Annotated in this window: 17 protein-coding genes; 14 read left to right on the plus strand and 3 right to left on the minus strand. The window is 72.3% G+C overall.

All coding sequences use genetic code 11. The features are described from left to right. The first annotated feature begins 194 nt into the window (after nt 1-194). Nucleotides 195-884, plus strand: a complete 690-nt coding sequence (locus tag ABEB13_RS00605) for a hypothetical protein (protein ID WP_345703753.1) — start codon at nt 195-197, stop codon at nt 882-884. 442 nt (nt 885-1,326) lie between these two features. Here ABEB13_RS00605 and ABEB13_RS00610 read toward each other — a convergent pair whose 3' ends face one another. From ABEB13_RS00610 to ABEB13_RS00620, 3 genes are all read right to left on the minus strand, one after another. Continuing rightward, nucleotides 1,327-1,548: a hypothetical protein gene (locus ABEB13_RS00610; RefSeq protein WP_345703754.1), complete on the minus strand. Its 222-nt coding sequence runs from the start codon at nt 1,546-1,548 to the stop codon at nt 1,327-1,329. A 105-nt stretch (nt 1,549-1,653) separates the two neighbouring features. Further along, a complete protein-coding gene (cyaB, locus tag ABEB13_RS00615) occupies nt 1,654-2,214 on the minus strand; it encodes a class IV adenylate cyclase (protein ID WP_345703755.1) in 561 nt (186 codons plus the stop codon). 13 nt (nt 2,215-2,227) lie between these two features. Then, a complete protein-coding gene (locus tag ABEB13_RS00620; protein WP_345703756.1) occupies nt 2,228-3,076 on the minus strand; it encodes a helix-turn-helix domain-containing protein in 849 nt (282 codons plus the stop codon). 81 nt (nt 3,077-3,157) lie between these two features. Between ABEB13_RS00620 and ABEB13_RS00625 the strand changes: the two genes are divergently transcribed. The 13 genes from ABEB13_RS00625 (at nt 3,158) to ABEB13_RS00685 (ending at nt 18,022) form a co-directional block, all read left to right on the plus strand. Further along, nucleotides 3,158-3,355 (plus strand): hypothetical protein, encoded by a 198-nt coding sequence (locus tag ABEB13_RS00625; RefSeq protein WP_345703757.1) that lies wholly within the window; start codon nt 3,158-3,160, stop codon nt 3,353-3,355. Next, a complete protein-coding gene (locus ABEB13_RS00630) occupies nt 3,352-3,618 on the plus strand; it encodes a hypothetical protein (RefSeq protein ID WP_345703758.1) in 267 nt (88 codons plus the stop codon). Before ABEB13_RS00625 ends, ABEB13_RS00630 begins: the two co-directional genes overlap by 4 nt. Nucleotides 3,619-4,688: 1,070 nt before the next feature. After that, nucleotides 4,689-5,309 (plus strand): hypothetical protein, encoded by a 621-nt coding sequence (locus tag ABEB13_RS00635; protein WP_345703759.1) that lies wholly within the window; start codon nt 4,689-4,691, stop codon nt 5,307-5,309. A 313-nt stretch (nt 5,310-5,622) separates the two neighbouring features. Then, nucleotides 5,623-7,554, plus strand: a complete 1,932-nt coding sequence (locus tag ABEB13_RS00640; RefSeq protein WP_345703761.1) for a hypothetical protein — start codon at nt 5,623-5,625, stop codon at nt 7,552-7,554. Nucleotides 7,555-8,419: 865 nt separating this feature from the next. Further along, on the plus strand, nt 8,420-9,316 hold the full coding sequence (locus ABEB13_RS00645; RefSeq protein WP_345703762.1) for a hypothetical protein: 897 nt from the start codon (nt 8,420-8,422) through the stop codon (nt 9,314-9,316). Nucleotides 9,317-9,387: 71 nt separating this feature from the next. Further along, the gene (locus ABEB13_RS00650; RefSeq protein ID WP_345703763.1) at nt 9,388-9,663 is read left to right on the plus strand and encodes a hypothetical protein; all 276 of its coding nucleotides are present in this window, start codon (nt 9,388-9,390) and stop codon (nt 9,661-9,663) included. Further along, the gene (locus ABEB13_RS00655; RefSeq protein ID WP_345703765.1) at nt 9,660-10,904 is read left to right on the plus strand and encodes a conjugal transfer protein; all 1,245 of its coding nucleotides are present in this window, start codon (nt 9,660-9,662) and stop codon (nt 10,902-10,904) included. The genes ABEB13_RS00650 and ABEB13_RS00655 overlap by 4 nt, the downstream gene beginning before the upstream one ends. Before the next feature lie 240 nt (nt 10,905-11,144). Continuing rightward, the gene (locus ABEB13_RS00660; protein WP_345703766.1) at nt 11,145-11,789 is read left to right on the plus strand and encodes a hypothetical protein; all 645 of its coding nucleotides are present in this window, start codon (nt 11,145-11,147) and stop codon (nt 11,787-11,789) included. Between the two features lie 44 nt (nt 11,790-11,833). Continuing rightward, on the plus strand, nt 11,834-13,999 hold the full coding sequence (locus ABEB13_RS00665) for an ATP-binding protein (RefSeq protein WP_345703767.1): 2,166 nt from the start codon (nt 11,834-11,836) through the stop codon (nt 13,997-13,999). Next, nucleotides 13,903-14,403 carry an ATP-binding protein gene (locus ABEB13_RS00670; RefSeq protein WP_345703768.1) on the plus strand — a complete coding sequence of 167 codons (501 nt, stop codon included), beginning with the start codon at nt 13,903-13,905 and terminating at the stop codon, nt 14,401-14,403. Before ABEB13_RS00665 ends, ABEB13_RS00670 begins: the two co-directional genes overlap by 97 nt. A 285-nt stretch (nt 14,404-14,688) precedes the next feature. After that, on the plus strand, nt 14,689-16,848 hold the full coding sequence (locus tag ABEB13_RS00675) for a hypothetical protein (RefSeq protein WP_345703769.1): 2,160 nt from the start codon (nt 14,689-14,691) through the stop codon (nt 16,846-16,848). Further along, nucleotides 16,845-17,384, plus strand: a complete 540-nt coding sequence (locus tag ABEB13_RS00680) for a hypothetical protein (protein ID WP_345703770.1) — start codon at nt 16,845-16,847, stop codon at nt 17,382-17,384. Before ABEB13_RS00675 ends, ABEB13_RS00680 begins: the two co-directional genes overlap by 4 nt. Then, nucleotides 17,300-18,022 carry a C40 family peptidase gene (locus tag ABEB13_RS00685; RefSeq protein WP_345703771.1) on the plus strand — a complete coding sequence of 241 codons (723 nt, stop codon included), beginning with the start codon at nt 17,300-17,302 and terminating at the stop codon, nt 18,020-18,022. Before ABEB13_RS00680 ends, ABEB13_RS00685 begins: the two co-directional genes overlap by 85 nt. Nucleotides 18,023-18,072: the final 50 nt, after the last annotated feature.

The raw sequence follows: 18,072 nt of genomic DNA on the forward strand, positions 1-18,072 counted from the left end.
CGTGCCCGGCCGCCCAGGTGCTGCCCCCCGTGGAGCCGCGCAGCAGCATCTGTCGTACGGGCCGTCACATCGGTCCGGGTTCGTGGGGGTAGGGTCCGGTTCGCGGAGCATCCGCCCGCGATCAGTGGGCGGGTGTGCCATGCCGCCCCTTGTGTTCCTGACGTTTCGGAGGAGTCTGTGCAGTTCACGGCTCGTTGCGCCCTGGCCGTCGCCGCGGCGGCACTGCTCGCCGCTTCCGGCTGCACCCCGGCAAGCCCCGGCGGCAAGAGCGGGAAGCCCGCAGGCAACGCCGCTCCCCGCCCGCGGCCGCATCCGGCGGCACGACGGCGATCCCGGTCGGCACCGGACCAAGGGCCACCTACACCGCGCAGGCGCAGCCCGCGCCCGGCACCTGCCACTTCCGGTACACGCCCGCGAAGCAGCCGCTGCCCGACCCCGCCTGCACCCCCGGTGCGACCAGCCCCGCCGTCACCCAGGCCACCATCGCGCAGACGATCTGCAAGACCGGCGGCTACACCTCCACCATCCGCCCGCCCGTGAACATCACGAACAAGGAGAAGGCAGGCAACGCCGCCTCCTACGGCTACACCGGACCGATGGGCGACGCCGAGTACGACCACCTCATCAGCCTCCAGCTCGGCGGCGACCCCAACGACCCCCGCAACCTCTGGATCGAACCGCCCTCCCCCGGCCACATCCCCGGCAAGGGCCCCAACAACCCGAAGGACAGCGTCGAAACCCACCTCCACACCGCCATCTGCAAGAACCAGATCACCCTCACCGCCGCCCAGCAGGCCATCGCCACCGACTGGACCACCGCCGAAACCAAACTCGGCATCAAACCCGCCACAGGCAACGACCAGACACCGACCGACACCGACTGACCCACGACCCGGCGCGCAGGCGCGGGTGGCCGGACCGCGAGCACGAGGGCATGCCAGCCCGCTGGGGGTCGGTCACCGCGCTGGTCTACCTCAACCTGAACGACATGGGCGCCCGGTTCATCGCCCCGGACGGCCCCCAGTACCCCGGATTCTGAGCGGTACGGAAGGCCACCGTCCCGCGCGCGGGATGGCGGCCTTCGGCGTGTTCGGGGCTCGGATCGGGGCGGCCGGTGTGTACGGCCGGCCGCCCCGGGCAGCCGGTGCCGTGCCGGCGTCCGGGCGCTGTGGGGGTGTACGTGCCAGACGGTGGAGCAGGGCATCACCGCGCGCCCTGGTCGGGACGCTCGGTGTACTCAACGAACAGGCGCGGGTTGGGGTACGCGGTCGCCGGCTACCCAACCCGCAGCGCCGGCCACGGCAGGCCAGGGATTCCCGCGCCGTACTAGCCGCAGGGCACCTCCTGCTTGGGCAGCGGGGCCAGGGTGTGGAAGTCCCACAGCAGCAGTGCCGCGGGGTCCAGTCCTCGGGCTACCAGCCGGTGGTAGAGCATGGCGTGGGCGTTGCGCTCGGCAACGTCGGTCCCGAGCTGCCGGCCGGCCTCGATCACGTCGGCGGCGTACAGCGACCTCAGCCCAGCGGTTCCGATGAGTGAGGTGATCAGCATGTGGCGTCCCGGCTCACTCCCATTGCCTGCCCGGGGCGCCACCATGACTGCCGTGTCGTCCTGGTTGCCGGGGACGTTGCCGGGTGGGTGCGAAAGGTCTTGTCGTTAGCGGGCTGCGGCAACGGCGTCGGTGTATTGCTCGGTGGTGAGGTCGTCCTCGGCGATGCCGAGACCGGACAGCACCGAGCGGACGACCGCGAGGGCCGACTCGAGGTCATCCTCCGTCTTGGCGATGGTCTCCAGCTCGATGAATGTGCCGTCGATCTCGGGCACGCGGACGAGGGTGGCCAGCAGCTCGCGCCCGTCCCGCTCGAACGTGTAGTTCCGGCAGCGCTTCTCGAAGGCGATCCGCGGGACGAAGCCGAGCCCGCGCACGATCTCGTGCGCGGCCTCCGCGTCCTCAACGCGGGTCTCGGCCTCGGGCTTCGAGCCGGACGCCTCGTCCACCCGGGCGCTCTTGTATGTCAGCACCGTGCGGGTGTCGTCCGGCCCGTGCACGGTGCGAATCCGAAGCTCCCGGTCCGCGCCCATCAGTGAGCCGTCCGACGCGTCGTAGTAGGTGTCCCGGTAGACCTCCGGCCGGCCCGGTCCGTGCGCGTCCTCCAGCTGGCGCATAACGCCTTCCGGGTCTAGCACCCGGGCCTTGAGCTCCGCTTCGATTGCCACTGCTGTTCCTCCGTCAGATCACGCGCTCAGCGTCGTCGACCATGGCATCAAACCCTCGCCGCCACCCCCGGTACAAGGGCCCGTGCGGCGTCGCAAGCACCTTGTACGTCGCGGACTCGTGCCCCTCCCACCCGGCATCGAACGCGCTGACGTACAGCGTCGTGTCGAGCCGGATGACCCGCCACACCGGCAGCGTGCGGTAGCGGTAGACCTCGACATGCCCGGCCTCGGCGAGCTCACGCAGGCGGGCCTCGGCCAGGCGCACGCCGCCGGCGAGAGACTCGACCGACTCCCCGATCTCCTCAGCGCGCCGGGCCGCGGCGGGCGAGTCGGGGTCGAGGAGCAGCACGCGCAGCCGGGGCGGCTTGTCGCCGTCGCGGTCGAGGTGGGTGCGCAGCAGGGAGTCGCGGAGTGCGAGCAGGCCGAGGCCGCGGACGGCCAGAACGTCGAGTTCCTTCGCGGACCGGGCGGCGCGCTGGATCTCGGCGGCGGCTGCGGCCTGGTCGACGAAGACGCGGACGATCTCGGGGAACGCGGCCAGGTCGAAGGCCGCACCAGGGGTGCGCTTCTCACGCTGGGGTGCGAGGCCGAGCAGCCGGCGGGCTTCGTTCGGCATGCGCAGGCCGTCGGCGATCCGCTCGAAGACGTCGAGACGGACGACATCGCGCCGCCCGTTGATGATCTCGTTCACGCGGCTCTGCGTCATGCCGACCTGGACCGCGATGCGGGCCTGACTGGCACCGCTGTGGTGCTGAACGTAGCGGAACAGGTCGCCCATCCGGCGCTCGCGCAGGGCCGCCCGGACCTCGCCGTTCTGCCACGAGGCCTCGGGCAGGCTGATCGGTTCGAGCGCTGTCCCCATGGCTCTCCCTGCGAGCTCATCTCATGGTGAGATCACCGACAGGGTATCGGCTGTGACGCAGCGTTGCCCGAGGGTTGCAGCATGAACATCACACGCTTGATGGAGCGCTCCGGCGACGGCCTGGGGGACGACCAGCTGCACGCCCGCACCTGCTGGCACCAAGGGGAACACGCAGGAGAGCTACGGCCTGACGGCCACGTGTACACCGAGCCTGCCGAACCGGGTGAACTGCTCGGCTGGGCCGTCGTGGCCTGCGCACGCCACCGGGGAGCAAGGTGACCACGGCCCCGAAGGTAGCGCGCGGGGAGGAACGGCGCGTCGACAAGAGCATCTGGCCGCCGCACCGCGAGGCCATCGACACGATGGTCCGCTTCGACCTGCGGCTCGGTGGCCGGTACGTCACCGCAGAGTGCCAGCTCGGCGCACACCACGCCTGCCCGGGCGGACTGCGGACCGAGACGCAGATCCCGATCGCGGAGCTGCGCTGCCGATGCGTAGCGGACGGCTGCGCATGCAAGCCGCGGCAGGAAACCTCCCAGTGACGAATCAAAGCGGCCCGCGCAGGACCTGCACAACCAGTGACTGTGTCAGCTGCGTCATCCGAGCGATGCGGCTCGCCGGACGGCCATCGGGGCGAGCCTGCGCAAGTCCTCGGCCGTGAACGGCGCACCGGTCCTGACGACGTCGACGTACATCACCACCTTGCCGCGCCGAAGGTACAGCTCCTACGGCGCACCGTGGAGATCAGTCTCGGCCTGTTCATCGCCAACAGCCGCAGCAGACGCGCCGACATCCCGACCGAGCGCGCCGCGCAGCTCACCGCACTCGAATGCGCTGGGAGCAGAAGGGGTGCCGGACACCGGTCGGGGCGGCGAGCTATCGAACCTGTCGCCCCGTCGGCCCCTCTCCCCCGCTCTCCCCTACTGGCCGGTGGCTCCGCGAAGCCGTGCCGCCGGGCCACCGCGCAGCGGACAACCACCACGCCGTCGGCGCGCAGCAGCAGGTTGCCGGGATCTCCTCTCCGCACCGGCTCTGCGCGCCTATTCTCCTCTCCGGCTCTTCCTCTGCTCTTCGTTCGGGTATGGCTCCAGCGCCTGGGGCTTGTTCCGGCACCGCAGCTACTGGGAGAAGTAGTCGGCTTCCGCCAGTCCGTGGACAAATGGGCTCTGAGCTGCGGAAAGGCCATCTCGGACGGCATCGCCTGGGGCAACCGCGAGTAGCAACCCCGAGAAGCAACCGCGAGTAGCAACGCCGAGTAGCAACCAGCAGAAGCAACCTGCAGAAGCAAGCGGCGCGGCGGCCGGCGCGGCAGGGACATTCCCGTGTATCCCGGGGCGCGTTGCTTGTTGTCCCTGGGGAAGCGGCGCTACGCCGGCGTGGAGTCCGCCGCCCATCTGAAGCGCAGTCACAAGACGAGCGCGGTGGGGGAGATCTCTCCTCTCATCTCGGCCACCCCATGAGGGGAGAGCTCTCCTCCCATGGGGTGGCCGGTCGGTACATCCCCTGGAGGGCCCTCTTGTTGGGGGAGATCTCTCCCTCAAGCGCATTGCAAGATATATATTTACCCTGTAGCTTAGTTCTCACCAGGAGATGCCGCCTCGAAGGAGCCTTGATGCCCACCACCGAGATCACCACCAGCGCGAACCGCACCCTGTCGGTCGAGATCACCGCCGATGCCCAGGGTCGCTCCACCTACGAGGTCTCGCTCCTCACCCGCGACGGCACGTTGACGAAGATGGGGTCGTTCGTGATTCACCCCGACCCCAGGACCGAACCCAAGGTCGGTCGCGTCTACATCCAGTTCGGCAAGGGCGACATGGCGCAGCGCGAGCTGCGGGTGGACGTGCCGACGATCGGTCCCGACGGGCCGTTCCTCGTGGGCGAGGCCATCTTCGACCCGTCCGGTATGACCCCGGGCGACGGCCTGTGGCTTCGCTCGACAGTGTCCGCCCACCCGACGCATGCGCCGCTCGCGCTTCCGTCGAAGAGCACGGCTTCGCGTGCCGGGGACATCGTGGAGGCCGTGGTGAAGCACTGGCTCCACCGCGAGGACTACACGGCGCTCGCGAGTACGTTCGGTGCGTTCCGTGCGCCGGACCGTCTGGCGGCGGTGCAGGCGAAGATCGCGGTCCTGGAGGCGGAGATCAAGGCCCGGAAGCTGGCGCTGGAGGACTTGATGACGGCCCAGATGATCTACGAGACCGAGCTGGCGATGGCGGACGAGCAGAAGTAGTCCTGCAGCACGATGAGGAAGGTGACTTCTGGGCCCGCTTGGGTCGTCGGCCTCCGGCCCTGTGGAATCTTTGTCGGTCCCGGCGGTCACACCGGCCTTCGGCGGACCATCTATGGATGTACGTGATCGACGCCGCACGTACATCCACCCGATTCGCCCCGGGCCACCGGGGTCCGAGCGGGGTGCGGGCATGTGTGTGCCCGCACCCCGCTCTGCGACTTCGTACGCCCTGATGCGGACCGGACTCGTCGCTCTGCCCGGTGGTGTCCCGCAGGGGGACACCCTGGCCGGCCCGCTGCAGCTGGGGCGAGCCATGCGCCGCCGGCTGTCGGCCGCCGTGCGCGCTCTAGTCGAGGCTGGCGCCGGACTCTCGGACGCGGCGCAGCTGCTGCGGATCGTCGTCGCCGCCAAGGCCCATCACCGCGCTGGCTGCGTCGCGCGGGTCCGCGTGCCCGAACTGGCGCGGTGGATGGGGGTGGGGAACTCCACCGTCGACAAGGCGCTGGCCGAGCTGCGGCGCGCGAGCGCGCTGAACACCGTGGAGCGGCGCGCGGCCTCCGGTGCGGTGGCCGGGCTGGACTGCGCGGTGCCGGGTCTGAGCGCGGCCGCCACCGCAGGTCCGGACCCTCTGGCCTTGACCCGCGCGGAGCTGGCCACGCTGCTGCGCCTGGTGGAGAGGGTGTTCGGCCCGGGCTGGGAGCACCAGGACGGTACGCGGACCGCGCCGGGGCTGCTCGCCTCGCGGAGCGGGCGCGGTGCGGCGACTGACCGGCTCGCGCTTGTGCTGCTGGTGCTGGAGGCGCGCGCGGACGGTCAGGTCCGGCTGTGCGGCGGGGCGGTGGACACGCGCGTCGGCCGTCCTGCGGCGACGGTCGCGCGCCTGATGGGCAGAGGCATCCACGCGGGTGCGCGCGTCCTGGCGCGCCTTCAGCGCGCGGGGGTGCTGGAGCTGGTCCGCAAGCCCACCGCGTCCGGGCTGGCCGCGCGCGGGGAGATCCGGATTCCTGCGGTGGCTGCGGCGCGCCGCGCGACGAGCAGCACGGGAGCGCGCCGGCCCGTGATTGCAGAGCACGCGCTTGCGGCAGTCAGGGACCAGGCTCCCTCCGCCGTGGAGAAGTCCCAGGTCGCGGCGGCCCCGGAAGGTCGCGTCCTCGAGGTGGCAGAGCCGGACGGTACGGCAGACCTGCACGCCCCTCACGCCCCGGTGGTTACTGCAGAAGTAGAGGGTGAAGGTTCAGGGGTGGTCTCCGGCGAAGCCGCGTGGGGGCAGGCCGCCGTTGCCGGTGGTGCGCGCGGGCGCGCGAGGGCCGGCGCCGAGGCCGCGCGCCTGACCCTCCGGAGCGCGGCCGGGGTAGGCGCGCTCCGCGCGGAGGGACAAACCCCTTCCAGCTCACCCGATGCCGAGGAGGAGCAGCGGGCGGCCGGCGCGCGGCCGGGTGCCTGGCGGCAGGAGTCCGCGCGGAGCCGGGTGCGCGCGGGGCTGGCACCGGTGGTGTTCGTCCTGGACGCGATGACGCCGGGCCAGCGCGCGGTCGCGGTGCGGGCCGCCGAGGTGGTGCTGCGCACCGTGGCGCCGGACTCTCTGGCGGCGCAGCTCGCTGCGCGGATCGGGCCGATGACCATGGGCGGGCCGGTGGAGGACCGCGGAGTGATCCGCAGCCCCCTGGCCTGGCTGCTGTCGCAGCTCCCGTCGGTCACGCTGTGTGGCCGCTGTGGGGTCCGGATGACCAGCGGGGCCGCGTCGTCGCGCAGCGCTGTGTGCGACCAGTGCGTGCACGGGGCCGGTGTCCGGGAGCGCGGGGCGCGGATCTGCCCGGTCTGCGGACGCCTGGGGCGTGGGTTCGAGGACGGGGGCAGTGCGGCCGGTGCGAGCACCGCCAGGTGCTGGAGCGGGCGGGCGACCTGGCGGCTGAGGCGGCCGAAGTCGTCCGGGTACATCAGCCGGGCGCCGGGGCGGTGGCCCGCCGGGCCGTCGTGGATGCTGTCCGGAGGGCGGTTGCCGAGGCTGAGCGCCGGGGCGCTGACCCGCTGCTGCAGGAGCTCGCCGCGCGCTTGGCCGCGCAGAACACGGCCGCGGAGTGGCCGCCGCCGGCGGCAATCTGGGCCGCTCGGGCCGGGGCGCGCCGCGTGCGGAGGGCCCGGAAGGCTGGCACTGTGCCGACGCGCGGTGCGCGCGCCGCAGCGCCGCGCGGCGTCCGGAGTCGGGGCTGTGTTCTTCCTGCGACCGCGCGCGCGAGCACCGTGATGCCCGCGCCTCGCGCGCCGCGCGCATGGCCGCGGCCGTCGGCTGAGCCTTCGGCACCGCGGGAAGGCCGCGCCGCGCGGGGAGGTGTGGACAGCCCCCGCAGCCGCAAGCAGTGCCCAAGCGGGGGCGGCGCGAGGCTGAGGAGCTGGTGGGGTGCGGGCGCGCCCGATCGGAGCGCGCGGCCCTTGATCCGGGTCCGGGCGCAGGGCGAGCGTCGACCAAGCGAGCCGGCCGCGGCCGAGTATGGACAGGCCTTGCGGCCGGGGGCCGGGCCTATGGACAACCCCTGCCGCCTGGCCGCGTTTCCCCTGAACAAACGCGATTGTCCAGGGGAAACGCGGTGGCCTTCCCGATGGACAGCCCTGGCGGCAGTGCCGCCTGCGGATCGGGTTCGCCAGACCGTTGCCTCGTCCAAGGCAGGCGTCCGGCGACTGGTTCGGGCCGGTGACCCAGCGATCCGCCGGCTGGCTTGCGTGGGCCGGCCCCGGCCCTGAGCCCGGATCCGAGGGCTCCTGCCGGACGCCGGACGCTGTCCCCGCGGGGGCCCGCGCGCAGCGCGGCGCGGCGCCGCAGGGCTTCGCGCGCAGGGGCCACGCGGACGCCTCTTGCCTTCCGAGCCGGGCGCGGCGCGCGCTGCTGCGACTGTCCATGGCCGCGCGCCGCGCCCTGTCGTTCCCCGGGCGCGCGGCGCGGGGCGATGGACAAGAACGTGGGCGCGCGGCGCGCGGGCACGGCCGGGCGAGTTGATCTCGCGCGCGAACCCCCTGGACAAGGCACCGCCCGCGCGGCTGTCCAGACGGCTGGCAAGGGGGTCTCGGCATCTTGGCGTCATCACCCCGATCGACGCGAAGGGACGGACCCGGACATGGCGCACCACCCGATCTCCGCTGGCACTGAGTCCGGCCCCTACGACTCCACCGACATGCGGATGCACCGCGCTTGGCTGCAGATGTGCGAGGACCCCCGGGCCGAGGTGGTCGTCGGTGGCTGGGCCGCCGAGAGCGAGCTCTTCTCCGACTGCACCGGCGCCGGCGACGTCCTGCAGCTGCTGAACGAGCTCTACCGGGCCGGCAACTGGACGGGCCACGACGCGCTTCTGGCCGCGCTGCTCGAGCGCGTGCCCCACAGCGGCTACGACGGCGAGGTCGCCTGGCTCGTCACTGTCCGTGCTCTGCTGCCGAAGGCGGCGCGGATGGCCCGCAGCCAGACGCGGCCGAGCATCGACTTCGAGGAGGCGTTCTCCGTCGTCGTCGGCGCCCTCTTCGAGGTCGTGCGTACCTACCCGCTGGAGCGGTGCCCGCAGAACATCTACGCCGGCCTCGCCCTGCGCACCCTCACCCTGACCCGCCAGACCCTCGGCCACCTCCTCGACGACGCGCCCCTTCCCCCGGACGAGGTCGCCGAGATCGTCGACCGCCGACCGGCCGGCCACGAGTCGGAGCCCGAGGAGCGCTTCGAGCGCCTCAGCCTGCTCATGGACGCCACCGAGCTGCAGCTGCTGTGCGAGGACGACCACGAGCACATCCACAGCCACACCGCGCGGGCCGAACTGCTGCACCTGGTCGTCTGGGCCGTGCGCACCGGCGTCCTGCGGCCCGACGAGGCGCAGCTGCTCGCGAGCTACTACGTCGACGCAGATAGCCGCGACGGCCGGACCCCGCGCTCGATGGGCTCCGACGGCGACCGCGTCCGTAAGGCCCGCTCCCGCGCCGTGAGCCGGCTGCGCGCCGCAGACCACGCCGCGTACTGGCTGGCCGCATGACGCCCCGCCACGCCCACTTTCCTTCGCCAGTCCCGACCCGCTGCGCGAACCCGTCCACCGAGAGGCACCCCGTGATCCCCCATCAGACCCAACAGGCGCAGACCGAGGCCGTCGACACGGACGCGCGTACCGTCGTCGAGGCCAGGCGCCTGGTTCGCCGGCTCGCCACCGTGCTGGTCACCAGCCCCTTCGACGAGCGTGCACACACCGATCTCCTGGACTTCCTCACCAGCGGGGCCGCGGAAGCCCGCGCCGCATGGGGACGGCTCAACGCGCTCTCCGACCAGGAGCTCACCGCCAAGGCCCGCGGCGCGGTCCTCGGCGCGGCCGCCCGGGGGCGGAAGTGAAGCGCGGCCGCGGCCGCGCGCGCCGCAAGGACATCAAGCGCGCCACCTCCCTGCGGGACCTCGAGCTCCTCGACCAGGTCGAGGAGGACGTGGACGGGGCGGAGCTGCAGGACGAGCCGACCGGTTGGCAGACCAGCACGGCCGCGATGGCCGGCGCGGCCCGCCTGGCCCGGGTCGGCGTGTGGGCGGCGCTGGTCGCCGGCCCGCTGCTCGGCGGGGCCGCGCTGCTCGGCGGATGCACCACCGAGGCCGCCGCACGGCCCACCCCCAGCGCCTCGAGCACGGCGGCGTCGGGCACCGGACCGGCCGGCTTCGCGCAGCTGTACGTCCAGGCCTACCTCGCCGCAGGCAACGGCACCGAGAACAGCGTGGCGCCCTACTACTCCGGCACCCTCGCGCTGAACAACCCGCCCGGGGCCCGCACCGCCGCCACCACGGTGGTCATGGCGACCACCGAGGTCTCGCCCGGCTACTGGTCGGTGACCATGGCGGCCGACGTCGTCGTCCACCCGCAGGGCAAATCCGCGACCGACACCGGACTGCACTACTTCCAGGTCGGCATCGAGGCGACCGGCCCGGCGACGGCCGGCGGTGCGCAGCAAGGCGTCGGCCCGGTCGGCTACACCGCAACCTCGCTGCCCGCGGAGATCTCCGCGCCCAGCTCCCTGCGGCCCGGCGTCCTGGTCTACGGGGCGTCCACTCTCAGCAGCACCGATCCGGCGCAGGCCACCGTCAGCGGTTTCCTGGCCGCCTACCTGACCGGCACGGGCCAGCTCGGCCCGTACACCACGCCTGGCGTGGTCATGAGCCCGGTCAGTCCGGCGCCGTACTCCTCGCTCACCATCGCCGGGATCAGCGACGACAAGCCGGCCGGTTCCAGCGGCAGCACCGCGGTGCCCGCCGACGGCACGCTGCGCCGCGTCCTGGCCCAGGTCAACGCCACCTCCAGCGCCGGGACGTTCTCGCTGAACTACGCGCTCACCCTGCGCGCCCGCGCCGGGCGCTGGGAGGTCAACGCCCTGGACCTGGCCCCGCGGCTGTCCCCGGCGGCGCCGGCTCGATGCCGAGCCCGGCCGCCGGCACCACCCAGACCCCCGTCGCCGTGCCCGCGGCGACGGCCTCCACCGCAACCCCGTAAGAGGAGTCCTGCACTATGCCCGCATCCACGCACCCGGCCGCCGGCCAGGTCTACCTGGCCGGCGACATCATCACCTGGGCCAACACCAAGATCACGCAGCTGAACACGCTCGCGCTGGCCGCCGCCGTCCTGATGGCGATCATCGCCGTGCTGATGGCCTGGTGGAAGACCCGTTCCTTCGTCGCCACCCTGGTCGCCCTCGTGCTGGCCGGCCTGGTCATCTGGGCCATCAACAACATGACCAGCATCCAGAACAAGGTCGGCACCGAGGTCAACGCCTCCCGTCCCCTGCGGCAGCGGCGCCCGTGGTGCCCGGTCCTGAGCAGCACGGGCGGGCGGCGGCGTGAGCAGCGCCGGCGACGACGTCCTGATCGGCCGCTCCTACACCCGGGCGCGGCGCAGCCCGCTCGTGATCGGGAAGCTGCCCGGGGCGGGCCGGCTGCCAGGCGGACCGTACACGATCACTCAGATCGTGACGATGGTCCTGGTCTTCGTGGTGCTGATCATCACCAAGGCCGTCTGGGCGCACTTCGGGCCCGGCAACGTGCTGATCATGATCGTCGTGCCGTGGGGCGTGGCGTTCGCGCTGCGGTACGCGCGGATGGACGGCCGGGACCCGGCCCGGGCGCTGCTGGGGGTCTTCACCTACGCGTCGACCCCCCGCGCCGGGCGGCTGGCCGGCCGCCCGGTGCGGCCGCGGCGCCCGAAGCTGCTCGACACCCGGATCACGGTCAGCCCGCAGGTTCCGGCAGCGGCCTCCGAGCCGCTGCCGACCCCGCGGCCCGCGGCGCAGCCCGCCGCCGCACCGCGCGCCCAGCACGGCACCGGGCCGCAGCGGATCGCCCCGGCCGGGCCCCGGCCCGCCCCCGCGGACTCCCGGCCGGCGGCCCCCGCCCGCCCGAGCGCCGCCGGCTCGCGCTCGGGGGCCCGGACCCCGGCCGCGCGTACCGCGCTGCAGGCTCTTCTCGCCGAGCTCGGCGAGGACTGACCCCTCTTCCATTCCTCTCCTTCTCTCGCTCCTCGGAGGACGACATGCGTCTGCCCGTTCGCCACATCAGCGGCAACCTCATCTGGACCACGAGCGCGTCGGTGTGGGGCGTGTGGCGCGTCGAGTCCGACAACTACGCGCACGCCTCCCGTCAGACCAAGCGTGAGCGCCTCGACCAGCTCGAGGCGCTCTTCAAGGCCCTGCGCGGCGAGGTGCTGCTGCTGAGTCTGTGCCCGCAGGTCGACGCCGCGTCCGTGGTGGACCGGATGACCTCCGGCGTGGACCTGGACAAGTCCCCCGAGCTGGTCGAGCTGTCCTGGAAGGTGCTGCGCCAGCTGGAGGAGCTCAAGCTGACCGGCCGGGTCGACTTCCTCGCCATGCCGCTGTCTCACGCGGACTTCAAGGAGAGCCTGCGCGCCGTCACCGCCTCGGCCACCGCGGAGGTGATGGGCTCGCTGGGGCTGCTCCCGCCGGCCGTCTCTGCGGGCGAGGTCTCCCGCCGCATGACCCAGGCGCGGCGCCTGGCGGCGACCTGGCCCTCTGGGGTCCGGCTGCGGCCGGCCAGCGAGGCCGAGATCCTGTGGATCTACGCCCACAGCGCGCGGCGCGGGCTGGAGGAGCCGCTGCTGCCGGAGGACGGCGCTGCGCGCGGCATCCGCGGCCGCGGCCGCACGGTGGCCGCACACGCCCAGGTCCTCCTGGACGAGGGCGGCCGCGGGCAGCTGTCCTCGAAGGCGCCCACCAACCCGCTCAAGCACAAGTACCTGCGGGCCGAGACCGAGTACGGCAGCAGCTACCAGGCGTTCTGCGTGATGTCGGAGATGCCGGACTCCTTCGTCTTCCCCGGCTCCGAGTACCTGTCCGCGCTGGACGAGTTCTCCTTCCCCGTCGACTGGTGCGTGCGGCTGAACATCGAGTCCGGTGCCAAGGCGGAGCCGCGCTCCCGGCGCCGCGCCAACGAGCTGGCCCACCAGTACACCGAGTACGACGGCGACGTCGCTGGCGTGCCCGCGCACCTGGACAAGGACACCGCGTCCCTGGACGAGTACCGCTCCCGGCTCACCTCCTCCTCCACCGAGGTGGAGATCCGGGCGTCGGTGGCCATGTGCGTCTGGGGCGACTCACCTGCCGACCTGAACGAGCAGATGGCCGCCCTGCGCAACCACTTCGGCGGCAGCGACTACACCCTGGAGCGCCCGGCCGGCGACCAGGTCAACCTGTTCCACGCGATGCTGCCCGGCGCCCGAGCGCCGCGGGTGATGAACGACTACGCGCAGATCCTGCTCGCGAAGGACTTCGCGATGGGGATGCCGTTCTCCGGGCAGGGCCTGGGCGACGACGCCGGCTCGCTGTTCGGCCTGCAGCTGTCCGGCGGCGGCGTGCGCCCCGTGCTGCTGGACTTCTCCCACGGGCCCAGGGTCAACGTCGCCGCGAACGCCGCGTTCATCGGCGAGCTCGGCTCGGGCAAGTCGGTGGCCCTGAAGGCGGCGCTGTACTCGATCCTGTCGACCGGTCACCGGCTCGCCCGGGCCGCCAGCCGCGGCCGCGGCCTGGTCATCGACCGCACCCCGCAGCGCGAGTGGGTCCGCTTCGTCGAGGCCTGCCCCGGTACCACCCAGGTCATCGACGTCGACGAGAGCGCCGGCCTGAGCCTGGACCCCCTGCGGGTGTTCACCGGCCCGCGCGCCGCCCGCTACGCCGAGAGCTTCCTGACCCCGCTGCTCGACATCGCCTCCATGTCCGTCGAGGGCGTCACCCTCGCCGAGGCCATCGAGGCGACCAACACCGGCACCGACCGCAGCATGCAGGGCCTGATCGACACCCTCGTCGAACGGGCCCGCACCTTGGACCCCGACGAGCCCAACGACGACGCGGTGCGCGCCGCCGCCAGCGAACTGGTCCGCAAGCTCCGCTCGCTCGCCAAGAAGGACCTCGGCCGGGTCATCTTCGACCCCGCCCTGCCGGTGGTCCGGGTCTCCGACGCCGACTCGATCGTCTTCGCCGTCTCCAGCCTCAAGCTGCCCACCAAGGAAGAGCTCGACGAGCACCGCCTCTCGCGGCTGGAGGTCGAGAAGAAGTTCGGGTGGCGGCTGATGTACCTGGTCGCCGCCCTGTGCAGGAGATCGCCTTCCTGTCCGAGGCCGAGTTCACCGGCGTCTTCTTCGACGAGTGCTGGTGGCTCTCCTCCAGCCCCGAGGGCCTGGACCTGATGCTCGAGATCGTCCGCGACGGCCGCAAGCACAACGCCGGCCTGTTCGCCGCCAGCCACGACCCCTACGACATCGGCCCCGACAACGAGCAGGGCGAGAAGATCCGCGGCCTGATCACCCACGCCCTCGTCTTCCGCCAGCGCTCCCGTCAGCTCGCGGCCCGGGCACTGGAGTTCCTCGGCCTGGACGGCACCGACCCCACCATGCTCAAGGTCGTCACCGAGAACCTCTCCCCGGTGAACGTTGCTGATGCCGAGCGTGTGTACCGCGCCGGCGAGTGCCTCTACCGCGACCTCAAGCGCCGCATCGGCGGCATGAAGGTGCTGATCCCGGCCGACGAGCAGGCCGCCGACGCGATCCACACCACCCCCGGTGAGCTCACCGGCGCCAAGGGCCGCTCATGAGCCGCCCCACCGTCGCCCGCACGGGCGCGCCCCGCGTCGGGCGCAGCGGCGGCCGCGGCCGGCGTATCGCGCTGGTCGCGATCCTCCTCGGTCTGCTGATCACGCTGTTCACGTCGATCGCCTGGGCCGACCCGCCGGTCCCGAGCCCGACGCCGGGCCCGGGCCCTCCGCGCCCGGCTCCACCCCGACCGCCACTCCCACCCCGACGCCTCAGCCCACCCCGACCGCCACCAACCCCAGCGCCGTCCCCCCATCAACCCGACGCCGTCCCCCGGGCTGACCGGCGTGGCCGACGACCCCGGCCCCGAGAAGAACCTGGCAGACCCTCCGGGCAGCAGCGGGATCCTGGCCCCGTTTAACGCCCCGGACGAGTACGGCGCCCCCATGCAGGTCTACACCGTCAACGTCGACACCGGCTCCTGGGACGACTTCGACCTGAAGATCTGGGGCTTCCTCACCTCGCTGTTCTTCACGATCGCCAAGTGGCTCGTCGGCTTCGTGTGCTGGTTGGTGACCTGGGCTCTGAACTTCGGCCTTGCAAAGATCATGGTCACCCCGGTGGCCGACATCTCCGGGACCATCCGCGACCAGGTCATCAACCGACTGGGACTCCCCGGACTCTTCCTGACCTTCGCAGCGCTGTTCGCCGGCTGGCACATCCTGTTCCGGCAGCGCAGCCGCGGCTTCGCGGAGGCCGGCATCTCGCTGGTCGTCGCCGCGATAGCCACCACCGTCCTGCTCGCGCCCGCCCAGGTCCTGCTGGGCACCGACAACGCACCCGCTGCCCAGGGCTCCGACATGCTGCTCAGCAACGACGGCGTGGTGGGCAAGGCCAAGGACCTGTCGCTGCAGGTGTCGAACCTGGTCCTCTCCCAGGATCCGGGCAAGTCCTCCGCCGACCCGACCTCGGTTTCCTCGCCGATCACCACCGGGCTCGTCAACGCGTTCGTGGTCATGCCCACCGAGCTGATGACCTACGGGAAGATCTTCACCGGCGACTGCGCCAAGGCCTACTCGACCTTGAGCATCGTCGCCTACAACGCGTCGAACCTGCCGTCCGGCCAGGTGCTGGAGACGCGGTACATGAACCAGATCAACGACGCGGCGAACAAGTTCAAGGACGCCTGCAAGACCAAGGACTTCAGCCCCAGGGCGCAGAAGGCCTCCGCGGACACCACGTTCAGCGCCCTGTTCGTGGTACTCGCAGCGATCATCTGCGTCATCCTGATCACCCTCGTCAGCGGTGGGTTCCTGGTCGCTCAGGGCTGGGTGGCGTTCGAAGCCATCCGCGCTCCCTGGGCGCTGACGGTCGGCATCCTGCCCGGCGGAGGCCGCGCCACACTGTGGCGCTGGGTGGCCGCCCTCATCAAGGCCGTTCTCGCCGTCGTTCTCAGCGTCCTGTTCCTGGCGATCTTCATCCTGATGATCCTCGCCCTGCTGAAGTCCGACACCGGCAGCGTCCTCGCGGTGAAGTTCGTGTCGATCGACCTCGTCGCCGTGGCCGGCCTGGCTGGCCACAAGAAGATCAAGGAGACCGCCCGGCAGGTCGCCGTGGGCATCAACCGCAAGCTCGCCAACGCCAAGGTCGGCGGCGTGGGCCGCTCCGCCTTCGCCACCCCCGGCCGCTGCGCGGAGACCGCCCTCTCTCAAGCAGATCTGGGGCGAAGGCCGGTCAGAGGCCCGCAAGGTCACCCAGCCGCTCGCCAAGGTCGGACGCACCGCCAAGGACCTGTGGGTCGGCCCGCAAGCCGGACGACGAGGCGCAGCCAAGGGCGGGCGCCTGGGCAAGGCCGTGCGCGCCGCCACCACCGTGGCCACCGCGGTCGGCACCGGCGGAACCGCCGCGGCAGCCAAGGTCGCAGCGCAGCAGGCCTCGAAGACGGCGCTCACCAAGCGCCTCGCCGCCCGGATGTCGAACACCCGCGGCGGCCGTGCCACGCTCGCCGCCGGCAAGGCGGCGGCCGGCACCACGAAATTCGCCGCCAAGTACGGCCTCCTCGCATCCCCTGCGGGTTGGCCGGTCGGCATCCCCGTGGTGCGGCAGCCGCCAAGCGCGGAGCGAGCACCGCCACCAAGAAGACCAGCGCGGCGATGGCCCGCGTCGAGACCAGGCTCGGCGGCGCGGCCAAGAAGCAGTGGGGCGAAGCCAGGGCCTTCGGCAAGGAGTACGCGGACAACTCGAGGACGGCCGGCCGCGCGGTGCGCCGTGGTGCGAAGTTCGTGGCGAGCTCCGTATGGGACTCCTCCGGCAACCACGCATCCCCGTCGGCCATGCCGAAGAAGCCGACGCCCGGCCCGGCCCGGCCGCCGGCCACCCCCACCACCCCGGCCCCTGCCCCGGCCGCCGCGGCCCAGGACTCCCCCGGCACCCCGCCCGCGGGCCCGCCACGGCCACGGCGCCGAGCCACCCGCCCGGCGGGGCCGGCGGGCGGAGGTAGGCCGTGACGGGCAAGCAGAAGGCACTGGTCGCCGGGGCCGTGCTCACTCCCTGCGTCGGATTCGTCCTGCTGCTGGTCGTGATCGTCGCGGTCCTGAACGGCAGCATGTCGGCCCAGGCGGGTCAGGCCGGCCAACCGGGCGTCGTCTCCAGTGTGGCCGGGATCCCGCCGGTGCTGCTGAGCGCGTACAACAACGCGGTCGCCAACCTGCCGAAGCTGCGCCCGAACTGCGCCGGCATGACCTGGTCGCTGCTCGCCGCGATCGGCGAGGTCGAGTCCACCCAGGCCTCCGGCAGCTCCATCGCGCCGAACGGGGACATCAGCCCGCCGATCTACGGTCCCCTGCTGGATGGCTCGGCGCCGGCGGCAACACCTCGCCCATCTACAACTCCACCGACGCGGAGAGGCAGCTTTCCGGCGGCAGCACCTACGCACGGGCCGCCGGCCCGATGCAGTTCATGCCGGCCACCTGGATCAACGACGGACAGGACGGCAACAGCGACGGCGCCAGCAACCCGCAGAACGTCTTCGACGCCGCCCTGACCACCGCGACGTACCTGTGCGGGACCGGCACCGCCGACCTGCGCAATCCGGAAGAGCTCCGGGCCGCGATCCTGCGCTACAACCACAGCCAGACCTACGTGGACGAGGTCCTGCAGTGGAAGACCACCTACGACCAGATGGGGCAGACCGCCGGCAACGGGCCCCTGGTGCCCGGCGGCAGCGCCCGCGGCCAGGCCGTGGTCGCCGCCGCACAGCGGGAGATGGCGCAGAACATCCCCTACTCCTGGGGCGGCGGCGGCACCGCAGGCCCCAGCGTCGGCTTCTGCGACGGCAAGAACGGCTACCTCAACGGCGTCTGCCAGGCATCGCACACCGTCGGCTTCGACTGCTCGGGCCTGTCCCAGTACGCGTACGGCCAGGTCGGTGTCTCCATCGACCGCACCGCCCAGGCGCAGTACGACGGCGCCCCCACCAAGATCCCGTTGTCGGTCGGCCTGGCCGCCCTGCAGCCCGGCGACCTCGTGTTCTTCAGCCTCAACCCGGGCAGCGGCCAGGGCATCTACCACGTCGGCATCTACGTCGGCGGCGGCCAGATGATCAACGCCGCCCACACCGGAACGAACATCCGCCAGGAGCCGGTCTGGATGAACAGCTACACCGGCGGCGGCCGCTACTGACCCCGTTCCCCTCACCGCCCGCCGGCCCGCGCCCAACCTCCGCCCGTTGA

The organism is Kitasatospora paranensis (assembly GCF_039544005.1).
GTDB lineage: Bacteria > Actinomycetota > Actinomycetes > Streptomycetales > Streptomycetaceae > Kitasatospora > Kitasatospora paranensis.

What these genes read in the sequence shown, in the direction of transcription:
- ABEB13_RS00610 (WP_345703754.1), bottom strand. Translation starts at nt 1,548, where the DNA reads ATGCTGATCACCTCACTCATCGGAACCGCTGGGCTGAGGTCGCTGTAC.
- ABEB13_RS00620 (WP_345703756.1), bottom strand. Translation starts at nt 3,076, where the DNA reads ATGGGGACAGCGCTCGAACCGATCAGCCTGCCCGAGGCCTCGTGGCAG.
- ABEB13_RS00625 (WP_345703757.1), top strand. Translation starts at nt 3,158, where the DNA reads ATGAACATCACACGCTTGATGGAGCGCTCCGGCGACGGCCTGGGGGAC.
- ABEB13_RS00635 (WP_345703759.1), top strand. Translation starts at nt 4,689, where the DNA reads ATGCCCACCACCGAGATCACCACCAGCGCGAACCGCACCCTGTCGGTC.
- ABEB13_RS00640 (WP_345703761.1), top strand. Translation starts at nt 5,623, where the DNA reads ATGCGCCGCCGGCTGTCGGCCGCCGTGCGCGCTCTAGTCGAGGCTGGC.
- ABEB13_RS00645 (WP_345703762.1), top strand. Translation starts at nt 8,420, where the DNA reads ATGGCGCACCACCCGATCTCCGCTGGCACTGAGTCCGGCCCCTACGAC.
- ABEB13_RS00665 (WP_345703767.1), top strand. Translation starts at nt 11,834, where the DNA reads ATGCGTCTGCCCGTTCGCCACATCAGCGGCAACCTCATCTGGACCACG.
- ABEB13_RS00685 (WP_345703771.1), top strand. Translation starts at nt 17,300, where the DNA reads ATGCCGGCCACCTGGATCAACGACGGACAGGACGGCAACAGCGACGGC.